Origin of the sequence: Prevotella disiens (genome assembly GCF_900454955.1) — a bacterium.
GTDB lineage: Bacteria > Bacteroidota > Bacteroidia > Bacteroidales > Bacteroidaceae > Prevotella > Prevotella disiens.
The window spans coordinates 162,958-178,210 of sequence record NZ_UGTL01000002.1 but is presented as its reverse complement, the minus strand read 5'-3'; the positions used below and the strand labels follow the sequence as shown (position 1 = coordinate 178,210).

Genomic DNA, 15,253 nt, shown 5'->3' with positions numbered 1-15,253 from the left:
TTTTCTTTATGCGCGTTCGCCCAACTTTCTATCAATATGAGCGATAGTGTGGTGTGGCATTTGCTTAAAGAGTAAAAGAATATTGTGGCAATTCTTTTCTTCTTCTACTTGTTCGTCAATATATTTGGCGATGAAGTTCTGAGATGCACGGTCTTTTTGTTCGTCAGCAACGTCAGCGAGCTTGTTCACCATTTCTGTAACAGCTTGTTCGTGCTTCAAAGTAGCTTCAAAAACTTCCTTTGGACCGTCCCATTTTGTTTCAACAGCCTTGATTTCTCCTATTGTAACCTCACCACCACGATTGATTACATAGTTAGCCATGTCCATAGCATGCTCCTTTTCTTCTTCAGCTTGCTTAAACATCCAATTGGCAAAGCCGTTCCAACCTTCCTTGCGGAAGTAAAGACCCATACTAAGATAAAGATGTGATGACCAAAATTCGGCTGCTATTTGCTCATTGAAAGCGTCTTGCATTGCTTGATTAATATTCATAATACTCTAATTTTTGTTTGTTATTGCGACTTTTCGCCGCATTTGTTATTATTTATATATGCAAATGTAAACCTTTTTTTTGACAATACCAAATTAAAAACAAAGAAAAGTTTGTAATTAATACAAGTTTAATCTTACCATACAGATTCATTGGTGTTTTTACGAGAAAATGATTACCTTTGTTGGCAAACATGTTTTTCATCGAAAACTTAAACAAGAAGCACAAATGGCAGAAAACTCCTACAATCTTTTAGACAATAGCCAGAAAAAAGTGGTCGATGCGCAAACGGGACACCACCTTGTATTGGCATCTCCTGGCTGTGGCAAGACGCATATCTTGGCAGAACGTGTGAAACAGGCTCGCCTACAAGGCATTGCTTACGAGGATATGTTGTGTCTGACGTTTACCAATCGGGCGGCAAGGGAAATGCTCAGCAGAATAAAATCGGTGGTAGCAGAGGATTTTTCGGCTTTACAAGTGGGCAATGTTCACCATTTTTGTGCAAAATTTTTGTTCGATGAAGGGGTTGTTCCTGCTGAAACATCGATTATTGACGAAGAAGAATGTGTGAGTATCATTGCCGAATACAAACAACAGAGCGAGGAAGCGGTGATGAATAATTACGCCCAACAGAGGGAATACTACGAAATTATACATTTTGCCCACTTCCTTCAACAAATGGAAGACCAACAACCGTGGGAGGTTTTCGTTCACCCTGAATGTTTTACCGAGGACGACCGTGAGGCATTGAAGCATATTTGTAAGGTGCAAAAAATGGATTATAAGCGGAATACGGTGCTGGAAATCTATCACAATGCGGAGAATTATGCCGACGAAGCCAATGCTTGCAACATTGATTATGCACTGAAAAGGAAACTCAACAAGCTGATTTCGAAGATGTTTTATGCCAAGAATTTCAATCGTTACAAGGCGGAACACAACATGTTGGACTTTGAAGATTTGCTCATTTTCACCTATAATATATATAGAAACAATCCCGATGTGCGCCATTATGCGTGGGTTCAAGTGGACGAAGTGCAGGATTTAAATCCGTTACAATTGGCGATTGTAGACTTGCTTGTGGCGAAAGACAACCCAATGGTGATGTATCTTGGCGACGAACAGCAAGCCATTTTCTCGTTCATGGGGGCGAAAGTTGAAATTCTTAGTTTGCTGAAAGTGCGCTGCAAGGGCAACATTCACCACCTTTTGCGCAACCACCGCTCGCCAAAATACCTCTTGGACGTGTTCAACGACTATGCTGCCGACCAATTAAAAATTGACCGTGAATTGCTGCCAACAACTGATAACAAAACTCAAGCAACAGCGGGCGACTTGCTAATTATAGCTGATGAAAACATGGAAGCACAAACGCAGCATGTGGCAAGTGTAACCCACCGACTTTTAACAACCCACAAAGACGAAACGACAGCCATCATCGTGAACTCGAATGCCGATGCCGACAAGGTGAGCCAGGCATTGGAAAACGAACAAGTGGAGCATCTGAAGATTTCGGGAAGCGACATGTTCAACTCCAAAGACATGAAACTCTTGCTCGCACACCTCATGGTACTCGCCAACGAACACAACCTTTTGGCGTGGACGGAAATCATGCGCGACTTGAAAGTATTCGACTCTAAAGCGCTCACAAGGCGGTTTCTCTACAAACTAAGAGAGTGTGCTTTGTCGCCAACCGACTTGCTTTGCTACGAAAACTCAAATGAAACGGCAGAATTTTTAAAGGCTTTCTCGGGCGATATGGTGGTGTTCGACACCGAAACAACGGGGCTTGACGTTTACGAAGACGACATCATTGAGATTGCTGCCATACGCTTGCACAACGGAAAACCTGTGGGCGAACCCCTCGATTTGTACATCGAAACCAACCGACCCATATTGGAAAAGTTGGGCGAAAACGAAAATCCGCTCTACCCTATCTATCACGAAAAGTTGGCAAAGGGCGAACTTCTCCAACCGAATGAGGCGTTTCAGCTGTTTTGGAACTATGTGGGCGATGCTACTTTGTTAGGGCATAACGTGATGTACGACCGCAATATATTGCACTACAACCTCTTGCGCCACGCCCAAGACAGCATGGAAAACCATGCCAACCCTGTGTTCGACTCGCTTAAAATCATGCGTTTGCTGCAACCCAACCTACCCTCTTACAAGTTGGAAACGCTTTTGGAACGCTTCCAACTCGTGGGCGAAAATTCGCATAAAGCCATTGACGACGTCGCAGCAACCATCAGTTTGGTCGCCCTATGCGCCGAAAAAGCTGCCAAAAAGCAAGCCAAACAAGCGGAATTCCTGCAACATAAAAGAGTAATTCCCTTTGTTCGGAAATTTCGTGATGCCTATAAAGACTTGTATATCAGTGCAAAAAACGATTATTACACACTCCACAAAGACGATGAAAAAGCAGTGGTCAAGGAACTAAAACGAGCCTATGAAGAACTAAAATTGGCAGGAACTATCAAAGAAATTGACAGAATCGATTACGTTTTGCGCTATCTGCAAATGGATTTAATCGTGTCTGAAAGCGTGAAAAATGTTCTTTCAGAGCAAATTTCAACCTATCTGTTAGAAATTACCACCATGAAAGAAAGCGATTTCTGTAAAAGTCGCAGCATAACGGAGCGTGTCTACGTTACCACCGTCCATAAAGCCAAAGGATTAGAGTTCGATAACGTCATCGTTTTCGATGCTGCCGACGGTCGTTATCCAAGCAAAATGTGCAAAAAAGTACAAGAATACAACGAAGATGCCCGCAAGTTTTACGTTGCCATGTCGCGCGCCAAACGCCGATTAATCATTGCCTACGCCATGGAAGCCCGCGATTGGCATGGTGTTCCCTACCGCCGCGACATCACACCCTTCATGCGTTCGATAGAAAAACACTTTTAAACTGATGAGAAAGACTCCTTTTAGCGAACAGAAAGGCTTTTTAAGCTCACGAGAAAAGAATATTGAACGAAGCAAAAAGAAAATATAACTGAATGGAAAGAAAAAATATAACCATTGAGAAGAGAAATTAAAAATTACGGAATCGCTTATTAGTCAATGAGAAAAGGACTTCCTAAGCTCTAAAATAAGCAAAGAAAAGAAAAAAAGAAAGAAAAAAACAAGACAAAAATTTGGACAGTCAAAAAAAAATCTGTAATTTTGCACCCACTTACGAAACGTAAGGGCGTTTAGCTCAGTTGGTTTAGAGCATCTGCCTTACAAGCAGAGGGTCGGCGGTTCGAATCCGTCAACGCCCACAACACCAAAGGGTAGTTTCCAGAGTGGCCAAATGGGGCAGACTGTAAATCTGCTGCTTCTTGCTTCGGTGGTTCGAATCCATCACTACCCACAGATTTATTTATTTACTTTCTGCTGTTCCATAATAACATTTTTTTTTATGCACCCAAAGTTCAGAGTATGCTGATTTTTCGGGCAAAACCCTCAACAACTCGTCCTTTTTGTAGCAATAAAAAGGTAGTGGACGCAGCTAGCACAAGGTTTTGTAGGAAAATACTACCTGAAATGAAATGTAGGTGTGGAGATTTTCCGTACAAACCAAAGGCACAGACCTTGTGCAAGCCGTAACCCCTTACTACCTTTGCGAATAAAAAGAAATCAGCACCGACTTATGGCACATCAAAGTGGAATATGTGGACATAAGAAGCGAAAGTGCAACACCTTGTATGGAAAACAAAAAAGGGTGGCTACCTCAATTGAAATAACCACCCTATAAACAACAATTTTTTTTGGCTCATCCGACATTTACTGTACAAATAACAGTGCGTTTTGTTCTAAGCAGTATTTTGACACACCCTCTTTTGGTAGATTTTTTCTAATATTCATTTGCAAAATGAGCAAAGATGGTAATTACAATGGATGGTCATAATACCTTATTTTAGGTATTGTGCAAATTACCTTATTTTAGGTATTGTGCAAATTAAGGGATGTCTGTATATTTGCACCAATTTTTTCTTAGACTCTTATTGGGTCTATTAGACTCTTATTGGGTCTAATTGTCAATCAGGTTTAAGATATTGAAGTAAATAACTTAATAAAAAAAAGAATGAAAAAATTTTACTTATTGTTAATCATTTGTAGTATGTTCTTTGCATCTGCAAGAGCAGAAATAGGAGAAGGAGTTATAAAAATCAAGACCGACAAACTCATAGGTGAGAATATCAAAATGGATATTCTCATCTATGGTGGCTTGGATGAAGAAGGCGAAGTTCAGGATGAAGATCCTACTGAGGGGAAAAACATTTCATTTGAAGGTGCTACCGTAACATGGTCAAGCAGCATGAAAATTATACTGAAGATAAATTCTCCTGAAATAACTATTCGTGGCAAAGTGGATTATTTATCTATCGTAAATCAAAAATTGGTTGAAATTGACGTGAACAAAGCCGATGAGCTATATGAACTGCGAATCAATGAAAATCCTATCCAAAGCCTTGATATTAACCAAGCACCAAAACTAAAAGTACTTTGGGCAAGTTACTGTAAAGAACTTAGTGATGTAAAAATGGATAAAGCCGATAAAATCACAAGTATATCATTGCAGGGTACTAAGATTTCTTCTATTGATTTGAGTAACAAACCTTTAATTACAAATTTGAATCTTGGTGAAAATCCTCACTTAAAATCTATTGATGTAACAATGCTTCCACTTCTTGAAGAATTGTGGATAAACGCCAATGGTATAAAAAGTCTTGATGTTTCAAAGAATCCTAAACTCAATCACTTAGAATGTAGCAGAAACAAACTTACAGAACTGGATGTTACCAACAACACCAAATTGGAAGCTTTCTTCTGTTGGGGTAATCAAATCAAGGATAAAGCAATGGACAAACTAATTGCCTCATTGGTACAAGAAAGCGGTGATACAGAGCGTGAGTTCTGTGTTTACAACAAGTTGTATGCTGACGAAGGTAATGTTCTTACCGAAGAACAAGCAGCAGCGGTAAAGGCGCGCGGATGGATTCCAAAGCAGGCGACAGGCTCTATGGAATTCTTTATGTGGGAAGAATACAAGGGTGTTCCGACAGGTATTGAGAACCTGACTATTCAGAAAGAAGATAAGGGCGCATGGTACGATCTCAACGGACGTAGAATAGAAAAGCCATCTGCTAAGGGTATTTATATCCACAATGGTAAGAAAATACTTATCAAATAATTCAAAATATTAAACTGTTTCGACTCCGAAGTGCCATTGCTTACCTGTTCATGAAAGATAACAATGAACTTTGGAGTCTTAATGTTTTTTTGAAAAGCTATGGAAAGAAACTTTTCAAGATAACTTTTTAAAATTATAATAGGTGTTCAGAATGAAAGTGAAAGAAGAATATATATATAATTATGAACACCGACTTAAAACTAAAATGTAAGGCGTCATAAAAGAGTTGTGGAAAGAATTATAATGACATTTTTTGCATGCCTGTTCTTCGTTCAGATGCAGGCACAAATGCAATGCAAGGTACTTGAAAAAGGAACACGAACTCCTATAATCGGAGCAACAGTTATGGTTGTTGGAACAAAGAAAATCATTGCTGTTACTGATCAGAATGGATGTTTTGTGTTGTCCGATGGTTTCAATAAAACCATAAAGATAAGCTATATCGGTTATAAACCTTTACAAATTATACCGAAGAAAGCAGGTGTTTATTATCTTTCACCCAACATAAACAGCCTTCAAGAGGTTGTAGTAACTGCACAGGAAGGACACGGACTTTCGAGTGCTTCCACCATCAGTAGGCAAGCTATGGAACATTTGCAACCATCAAGTTTTGCAGACTTATTGGAACTTTTGCCAGGTGGTAGAGCACACGACCCACACTTAAATGTCCCCAACACCATAAATCTGAGAGAAGTACCGATAGGCAACGACCAATATAACACAACATCATTAGGTACACGCTTTGTGATAGACGGAGCACCTGTTAGCGTAAATGGTAATATGCAGTATCTATCAGGAGCAATAGACCGCACATCGGGTAAAAGAAATTTTGCAAATGCCGGTGTCGATATGCGCACACTCTCTACCGATGACATTCAAGAAGTAACAATCATACGCGGTATTCCGTCTGTGCAATATGGAGATTTAACGAGTGGTTTGGTGAAGGTGAAACGTCGCAAAGGCGGAAACGATATATCAGCAAGATTTAAGGCAGATATGGATACCAAGCTATTTTATCTTTCCAAAGCCTTTGAATGGCAGGAAAAGAAGCTTTCGCTCAATCTGAGTGCCGACTATTTGAATAATAAAGCTGAGCCAAGAAACCTGCTCGAAACCTATCAGCGCATTACTATTTCAGCACGTCTAAACAAACGATGGCACACAAAGCCTCTGAACTTCAACAGTTCGTTCAATCTTGACTATGGCGGCTCTTTCGATAATGACAAAAAAGACCCACAGTTTAATCATGGTGGAATAGACAAATATAAGTCCAAATATAATCGCTATGCTGCAAGCTGGGCATTCGACATGAACAGCAATAGCGACCGTTCTATCTTTAAGAGCGCAGAATTGTCAGCATCATTCTCCTACGAAAAGAATTTGCTGGAGCGCACACGACTTGTCCAACTGGATGGTGATACTCCCGCAGCCATGACGATGACAGAAGGAGAAAGCGATGCCGTACTGATAACTCCTTATAAATATACTGCTACACATACAGTAGATGGCAAGCCCATAAGTCTCTTTCTGAAAGCAAACGCAACTTTCAGCGCACCCATAAAAGGGCTTTCAAACACATTGCTCACAGGTATAGACTATCAGATGGATCGTAATTTAGGAGAAGGACAAATCTACGACCGACTACACCCTGTCTATACAGGTGCATCGTTTCGCCCACGCAGATATGCCGACATACCCGCTTCACAAATGTTAGCAGCTTATGCCGAAGAACGGTTAAGTATGGGAATTGGTAGTAATAAGCTCGATATTGAAGCGGGAGTAAGAGCAGAAACAATGCCTGGTATTGACAAGCGTTTCGCTACCTACAGAAAAGTCAATATAGACCCTCGTATAAATGCAGGCTGGACTTTTCCATCATTCAAGGTTGGAAAAGACAGAATGACTATCAACCTGACGGGAGGTATAGGTTGGCACAGCATGTTTCCAACCATCGACCTACTCTACCCAGAGCCTGCTTATATGGATATTGTCGAGTTGAACTATTATCACGAAAAGCCGGAATACAGAAGAATGTATCTCCAAACCTACGTTATCGACCCAACAAATCCAGACTTAAAAGCAGCCCGCAACCTAAAATGGGAGGTGAAAGGAGACATAGACTGGGCAGGAAACCGCCTCACCATGACCTATTTCGTTGAAGATATGAAGTCAGGATTTCGCTCAATGAGTGTTTATGCACCTTATCAATACAAAGAATACGACCCATCGGGAATAGATCCTGATGCGCTTTCCGACCGTCCCGATATTCACACGCTGCCTTATAAAATAAAGAATGTGATGAGATATTATGAGCATTCATCAAACGGAAGTCGCACATATAAAAGAGGATTGGAATGGATACTCTCTACTGTCAGATTTCCTGTTATCAACACACGACTTACTGTCAGCGGTGCATGGTTTCTTACGGAATATCACAATTCGCTCCCTATAATGTATAAACCAACAAAGATGATAGGTGGAGAACCTATGGAAATAGTAGGAATTTATAAGGACGACGAAGGCTTTATCAGAGAAATGGTAAATACAAATTTCACTTTCGATACCACTATTCCAAAGTTGAAATTGGGTTTTTCGCTGTCTGCACAATGTATTTGGCAAACAGCTGAACAATCCATGTATAAAGAAAACATCCCATTAAAATATATGGACGTGAACGGAAATATTCACCCATTTACCGAAGCAGACACGCATGACTTATATTTACAGCATCTTGTCAGAACTTATACCGACGGAATGTTTCTTCGACAAACTGTTCCTTTCAGTATGGATTTGAATTTCAAGGCTACCAAGAAACTATTCAACGACAAACTCATGGTGGCACTATTTGTAAACAAGATGTGGGACGCACATCCTGATTACGAACGAAACAACTTTGTTATACGCCGATATGTTACACCATATTTCGGATTGGAAATGAATGTAAAACTTTAATTTACGATGCTGTTATTTCACTCGTACAAGATAAAATAAAATGAAACAATTATCATATATATTCATTGTCATCCTATTTCTGTTTGGTGCAGGAAGTTGCCAGCAGAAAAATGACGATTATTACACACAAGCGTTCATTACACTTCAAGTGCCAGACACCATCACACCGCTGAAAATTCAAGGAACTGTTATTCTGAAGAATTTATCAAATGGGCGCAAATATGCAACATCAGATTTTAAAAGCAACACGGTAAGTATTGAGCTGCTTAGAGGCACCTATATGCTTGATGCCGAAGGCACCCTACTCTGCCGTATGCCTGACGGAAAAGAAGAAGTGAAATATTACAGAACATCGAAAAACTATATTGAAATTGTAGAACATCCCGTAAAGATTGATACGGAAATAATCTTTATGTAAAATGAATAAATCTTATCTATTCAAAACAAAGAAGACTGACATTACCAAAGATGTGGCTTTACGGAAGACAAAGCGCAGATGGGCGGTTTTGCTACTGTGTCTGCTGTTGCTAACTCCAACCTTTGCGCAAACAAAGGACACTACCGCAATAGCCGAACATCAGAACAAATGGAACGAAGTGTTGAAAGAATCAAGAAACAATCCCGCATTCATGCAAGATGCCTTCAATACCTCCATCACACGGATGGGAATTAACTTTGAACACAGAGATGCTAACCGACATTTCCAACTGGAAACAGGCAACGGACATAGCTTAGTAAATGCTCGGGTAGCATCTTATTTGCGATTAGATAAACACAACACAGTATGGGGCGGTGCTTCTTACCAAATAGGAAAGAAACGTAACATCCGCTTCAATTCAACTTCCGACTACGAGCTTCTCTATCCCTATGTAATGGCGGATACCATTGGAGGAAACATGGAAAACGAGCAGTATGCCTTCAACGGTGGTTATGCAGTGAAACTGAATCAATGGACTTTTGGTGCCAAATTAGATTTCAAAGCAGAACACGAATATCGCACGATTGATCCAAGACCGCGTGGTATATCGACCAACATAACGCTACGTTTAGGACTTGCCTATGATTTGCAACGCTATCGGTTGGGCGTAGGAATAGGAGGACACACCTATAAACAAACCAATAATGTTGATTTCTATAATCCACTCGGAGTGATTCCAGAATTTCACATGACAGGACTCGGTACCGACTATGTACGCTTTGCAGGTGCTGTACGCTCTGCCTACTATAAAGGAACGGGATATATTGTAGATTTTCAATTAACTCCTTTGCAGGAAAGCGGATGTTATGCCTCTATCGAAGAAAACTACATGCCTTATCAGAACATACTCACCGAGCTCAATGCACTTCCTATCAGTCAGCTCAATGTCTATCAGACAAACGCACAGATTGGTTGGAAGCACTCGGGGCGTTTGAACTGGACGGCATATTCGGGAGTAAACTACGAGAATCGGAAAGGCAACGAACATATTGCAGGAAGTTCGTCGAGTACGGAATATAAATCACTTATCACCCTGTCCATGTTCTCAAACCGAAAGACAGACCTTCATATCGGAGGAGGTCTGAACATGGGAACAAAGCATTGCATTACTCTTGACGCACGGTTTGGATTTATAGACGAAAAGTCGGAATATGTGGATTTGAAGCGAGAAATGGCTTTTACGAAAAGCTACGGAAAGCTAAGCGGACAATGGCTGTGGCGAAGCAATACGCATTGGCTCTTTGAATGGAATGGAAATGCAGCCTACTATCATAACAACTCAAAAAGAATCATTATGCCGTATGCTTGCATGGACAAGCAGATAACACAGCTGGTGAACGAGACATACACTGCAAAAACAGAACATTTATGGCAACTCGCCACACAAATTCAAATCTGCCATACCCCTGAGAAGTGGAAAGGTGTAGGCTTGTTCTTAAACTTCGGAAGCGAATATAGTCATACACCGACAATTCATCAGATAGAAATCAACAGTTCGGCAGGAATCGTATTCTGAGCGCAATAATCATCAGAAAAAATGAATAATAACAAATTATCCCAAATAAGGTGCAAAGACGAAGAAAAGCATAACATCTAAACGCTTTAAAAAGCCTTTCCGGGTTAATGACCAATTTGGGATTATTATTAACATAACAATACAAAAAAAATGAAAAGAAACAAAACAAAGAAATATTTATTCAAGATTGCTACAACTATTCTTGTACTATGCACAATATTGGTATCGTGCAACGAATACAATGAAGTCGACCATGAAATGATGCCTATCAGACATAAGCTCACCCTTAACATGCCGTTCAACATAAAAAATGCCACACTTACACAAAGCGAGGCAACACTCACAAATATCCAAAGTGGGAAACAATACACAATAGACAATTTCAAAGCAATAGAGGAAGGATACGTTGCAGAAACATTCATTCCAGAAGGCACTTACAACATAAAGGTAAAAGGTGCCATCTCCTATATGCTTAACAAACAAGAAATAAAAGCTAACGTAAAAGCAAAGCGTGAGAATGTCATCATTAAGAAAAATAACACAAGCGAAGAAAGCAGCCAAACCAACATAGCGCTCAATGTGTATTCCGCACAGGAGGGCTTTCTTATTTCGGAAATATTCTTCACGGGTACGACAACGCCCGACGGATTTATGTACACGGACGACCAATACATCAAAATCGGTAACAACAGCGACACAATCATGTATGCAGATGGGATAGCCTTCATCGAGTCGTTCTTCACTAGCGATGACAAACACGACTATCAACCCAACATCATGAACGAGGCAATGACCATTGTAACGATATACGTTGTACCGGGAACGGGAAAGGAACATCCTGTAAAACCGGGCGAAGAATTGGTTATAGCACTCACAGCCATTGACCATCGCCCCATCAATCCTAATTCATTCGACCTTAGCAAGGCTGATTTTGAGATCTACGACAAATCATCTCATCCCGAAGGCGATCAAGATAATCCCAAAATTCCTAATCTTATCAACTGGTATGCCAACTTTGAAGGGACATTTGTCATGCACACAAGAGGCGTAAAAAGCTACGCTCTGGCACGACCGATGGTTGATATGAAAACCTACATGACAAATTACCGCTACAAATTCGGCTATATATTCAAGCAAGGCGACATTGTTGTTCCAATGAACGAATACGAATATTTCATGCCGAACGCATGGATTATTGATGCTGTAAACCTTGCAGTCCCCACCGTTCACGAATGGAATCTGGTGTCGCCTGTACTCGATAAGGGGTTCACCTACTGCGGATACGTTGATTTTGACGAAAACCGATACAACAAATCTGTCATCCGAAAAAAAGAAGGAAAGAAATGGGTAGATACCAACAATTCCACTGACGATTTTGAGCCCAACGCTGTTCCCTCTTATCTCAGAAAAGAATGAAAAAGAACAACGTGTCATCGTGTATTAAAAAAACTATATATCGAACTTAAAAAAAGCTCGCCAGCTTTTTTGAAAAAACTGGCGAGCTTTTTTGACACAGCAAAACCAGACAATAAAAAAATATTTATAATATAAAAAAAGTAATTATGCGAAAACTTATCATTATCATCTTAGCCTGCATAGCCTGCAACGTCAGCGCACAGGAAAAAGTGATAGAAATGGACAAGACCATCCGAAAAGGAATACTGTCGAACGGAATGACCTATTACATCCGACACAACCACCAAACAAAGGGAGTAGCAGATTTTTACATCGCACAGAAAGTTGGTTCCATACAGGAAGAGCCTCATCAGCGTGGACTTGCACACTTCCTTGAACACATGGCATTCAACGGCACTCGCAATTTCCCCGGCGATTCCATTAAGCCCGGTATTGTAAAATGGTGCGAAAGTGTCGGTATTAAATTCGGAACAAACCTCAACGCCTACACCAGCGTTGAACAAACAGTATATAACATATCGGCAGCTCCCATAAACAGAGAAGGAGTGATAGACTCCTGCCTGCTCATTCTGCACGACTGGAGTCATGATCTCCTGCTCTCCGACAAAGAAATCGACCGCGAACGAGGCGTTATCGAAGAAGAATGGCGTTCAAGACGTATCGGAATGGCAATGCAAAGACTGGCTGAAAAGTCCATGCCTGTAATCTATGCCGGAACAAAATATGCCGACTGCATGCCAATAGGCGATATGAACATTGTCAGAAACTTCCCTTATCAGGCACTAAGAGATTATTATCATAAATGGTACAGACCTGACTTGCAGGCTATCATCATCGTAGGAGATATTGACGAGGACATCATGGAAGCCAAAATAAAAAAACTGTTCGGCTCTATCCCCGCACCCATCAATCCGGCAGAACGCATATACTATCCCGTTTCTGATAACAAAAAGATGATACTCTACACAGCAACTGACAAAGAACAGCCCACGGTGAACTTTACGCTGTATATGAAACGAGACGTAACGCCGAGAAACCAGCGCAATACGCTGCAAGCCTACACCGACGACTACAAAACAAGTATCGTAAGAATGATTATTAACGATCGCCTCGAAGCACTCACAAGAGCAACTGATGCGCCGCTTATCTCTGCATCTGTACGCGATGGCAACTTCTTCATGTCGTCCACAAAAGACGTTTTTGAACTTTCGGGCGTATTCAAGGAAGGCAAAGTAAACGAAGGAATACAACTCCTCACAGGAGAAGTAGAACGGGCAAGAACAAACGGATTTACGGAAAGCGAACTCAAACGTGGCAAGGCAGAAATGCTTTCATACGCCGAAAGCGGCTATAACGACCGGATAAACCGCAGAAACGGAGATTTCGTGGAAGCATGCGTAGAAAACTTCCTCGAAGAAGCACCTATCATTGACCCCGAAAAAGAACTTGCTATCGTAAAGAAACTTGATGAAACCATCACCCTTGACGACATCAACCAAATGGCAAAAGAAATTATTAGCAACAAGAATCAAGTAGTAACTCTCTTTGGACCCGACAAAGAAACATTCAAGATGCCAACGGCAAAGAACATCGAGAAGCTCATACTAAAAGCACAAAGAAAGACCTACGAGCCATACGCTGAAAAAGAACTTGCAGACAAACTCATAGAAAAACTACCCACACCGGGCAGAATTCTGTCAGAAAAAGAATACAAATATGGATACAGAGAGATAACTCTCTCCAACGGACTATGTGTCTATGTGCGACCAACCGACTTCGAAGCCGACGAGGTAAATCTCAAACTGTTCAGCATGGGTGGAAAAAACATGTACAAGGACGAAGATATGCCCAACCTCACCTACCTCATCTCAGGAGCAACCATAGGAGGCGCAGGACAGTTCGACGACCTCACACTCGAAAAAATGCTCGCAGGAAAGACGGCAACCGTCAGTCCATTCATTGACGACGAAACAGAAGGAATGACAGGAAGTTCGAACATAAAAGACATGAAAACGCTTTTCGAACTCGTCTATCTCTACTTTACACAGCCGCGAAAAGACATCGAAGCATTCAAAAATATGATGGAACAGCAAGAAGAATTTCTCACAAATGCACACGCCAATCCGATGATTGCATACAACGACACCCTGCATGCAGTAGCATACGGCACACAACGTCTGGAATCCATGAACAGTAAATTGCTGAAAAAGGTAAACTACGACCGCATCATGCAAATATACAAAGAGCGATTTGCCAATGCAGCAGACTTCAAACTCATACTGACAGGAAACATAGACCTTCAAAAACTAAGACCCTTACTCTGTCAATACATGGCAACACTTCCGACAGGAGGCGCAATAGAGAAAGTAGGCACACATGGTGCAAACCTCATAGACGGCGATACCTTGCACATCTTCAAGAAAGAACAGAAAACACCATCAGCCACCACCACCATCATTATCAAAGGAAAGATGAAGTACAACAATCGGAACGAACTCATCATGGATGCCATCGGACAGCTGCTGCGCATCGTATATACCGAGAAAGTACGCGAAGAAAAAGGCGGAACATACAGCGTACAGGCAGCAGGAAGTATGCAGCACCATCCGCACGACGAGGCGATGCTCCGAATAGCTTTCCAGACCGCACCCGAAAAATACGCAGAATTGATACCGATTGTTTATCAACAGCTCGAGAAAATGGCAGCCGAAGGACCTTCACAGGAAGACCTCGATAAAGTAAAAGCCTACGAACTGAAAATATACAACCAAGTGCTGCGTATGAACAACTACTGGGAATATGTCGTGTACAGCGACCTCTTTAACAACATAGACGTTGATACCGAATTTAAGTCTATCGTTGAAAGCATGACACGGCAAGACATACAAACCACACTTCAAGAACTACTCAAACAGAAAAATCGCATAGAAGTAACCATGACTAATTAAACCCAAATCGGTCGTTAGACTTCTTCGAGATTTGCGACCTTATTTTGAGCTATTTTTGGTTGTTTTTGAAGACGTTTAGCGAGCTAAACAACTAAAAAAAACAAACGAAAAGAGCCTAAATAAGGTGCAAAAACGAAGAAAAGCATAACATCTAAACGCTTTAAAAAGCCTTTGCAAACATCTTTTTTACGCACTAATCACATAATTCCAACTAAAGAAGTTACCTTTTTGCACGTAATTCCAACTAAAAACCATAGTTTTTTGCACATAA

General features: G+C 41.0%; 8 protein-coding genes and 2 tRNA genes. 9 read left to right on the top strand and 1 reads right to left on the bottom strand.

The genetic code is table 11. The annotated features are described in order from the left end of the window. Nucleotides 1-6: 6 nt before the first annotated feature. Nucleotides 7-492 (bottom strand): ferritin, encoded by a 486-nt coding sequence (locus tag DYI03_RS11200; RefSeq protein ID WP_021670111.1) that lies wholly within the window; start codon nucleotides 490-492, stop codon nucleotides 7-9. Nucleotides 493-718: 226 nt separating this feature from the next. Here DYI03_RS11200 and DYI03_RS11195 point away from each other — a divergent pair, with 226 nt between their 5' ends. The 9 genes from DYI03_RS11195 (at nucleotide 719) to DYI03_RS11150 (ending at nucleotide 14,982) form a co-directional block, all read left to right on the top strand. Beyond that, complete coding sequence (locus DYI03_RS11195; RefSeq protein WP_025064638.1) at nucleotides 719-3,400, top strand: 3'-5' exonuclease; 2,682 nt, start codon at nucleotides 719-721, stop codon at nucleotides 3,398-3,400. Nucleotides 3,401-3,681: 281 nt separating this feature from the next. After that, a tRNA-Val gene (locus tag DYI03_RS11190) sits at nucleotides 3,682-3,756 on the top strand. Nucleotides 3,757-3,766: 10 nt separating this feature from the next. After that, nucleotides 3,767-3,848 (top strand) — tRNA-Tyr (locus DYI03_RS11185). Nucleotides 3,849-4,562: 714 nt separating this feature from the next. Then, nucleotides 4,563-5,672 (top strand): leucine-rich repeat domain-containing protein, encoded by a 1,110-nt coding sequence (locus DYI03_RS11175; RefSeq protein WP_025064639.1) that lies wholly within the window; start codon nucleotides 4,563-4,565, stop codon nucleotides 5,670-5,672. Nucleotides 5,673-5,915: 243 nt separating this feature from the next. Then, nucleotides 5,916-8,624, top strand: a complete 2,709-nt coding sequence (locus DYI03_RS11170) for a TonB-dependent receptor (protein WP_021668295.1) — start codon at nucleotides 5,916-5,918, stop codon at nucleotides 8,622-8,624. Nucleotides 8,625-8,664: 40 nt separating this feature from the next. Further along, nucleotides 8,665-9,042, top strand: coding sequence for a hypothetical protein (locus DYI03_RS11165; protein ID WP_004355424.1), 378 nt, complete (start codon nucleotides 8,665-8,667; stop codon nucleotides 9,040-9,042). Nucleotide 9,043: 1 nt separating this feature from the next. Further along, nucleotides 9,044-10,618 (top strand): DUF6850 family outer membrane beta-barrel protein, encoded by a 1,575-nt coding sequence (locus DYI03_RS11160; RefSeq protein WP_021668294.1) that lies wholly within the window; start codon nucleotides 9,044-9,046, stop codon nucleotides 10,616-10,618. 150 nt (nucleotides 10,619-10,768) lie between these two features. Then, a complete protein-coding gene (locus tag DYI03_RS11155) occupies nucleotides 10,769-12,034 on the top strand; it encodes a DUF4876 domain-containing protein (protein WP_021668293.1) in 1,266 nt (421 codons plus the stop codon). Nucleotides 12,035-12,180: 146 nt separating this feature from the next. After that, entirely contained in the window at nucleotides 12,181-14,982 is a 2,802-nt protein-coding gene (locus tag DYI03_RS11150; protein ID WP_021668292.1) for a M16 family metallopeptidase, read from the top strand. The last annotated feature ends 271 nt before the right edge of the window (nucleotides 14,983-15,253 follow it).

Bases quoted from the DNA above. Each gene is read 5' to 3' on its own strand.
- DYI03_RS11200 (WP_021670111.1), bottom strand. From the start codon at position 492: ATGAATATTAATCAAGCAATGCAAGACGCTTTCAATGAGCAAATAGCA.
- DYI03_RS11195 (WP_025064638.1), top strand. From the start codon at position 719: ATGGCAGAAAACTCCTACAATCTTTTAGACAATAGCCAGAAAAAAGTG.
- DYI03_RS11175 (WP_025064639.1), top strand. From the start codon at position 4,563: ATGAAAAAATTTTACTTATTGTTAATCATTTGTAGTATGTTCTTTGCA.
- DYI03_RS11170 (WP_021668295.1), top strand. From the start codon at position 5,916: ATGACATTTTTTGCATGCCTGTTCTTCGTTCAGATGCAGGCACAAATG.
- DYI03_RS11165 (WP_004355424.1), top strand. From the start codon at position 8,665: ATGAAACAATTATCATATATATTCATTGTCATCCTATTTCTGTTTGGT.
- DYI03_RS11160 (WP_021668294.1), top strand. From the start codon at position 9,044: ATGAATAAATCTTATCTATTCAAAACAAAGAAGACTGACATTACCAAA.
- DYI03_RS11155 (WP_021668293.1), top strand. From the start codon at position 10,769: ATGAAAAGAAACAAAACAAAGAAATATTTATTCAAGATTGCTACAACT.
- DYI03_RS11150 (WP_021668292.1), top strand. From the start codon at position 12,181: ATGCGAAAACTTATCATTATCATCTTAGCCTGCATAGCCTGCAACGTC.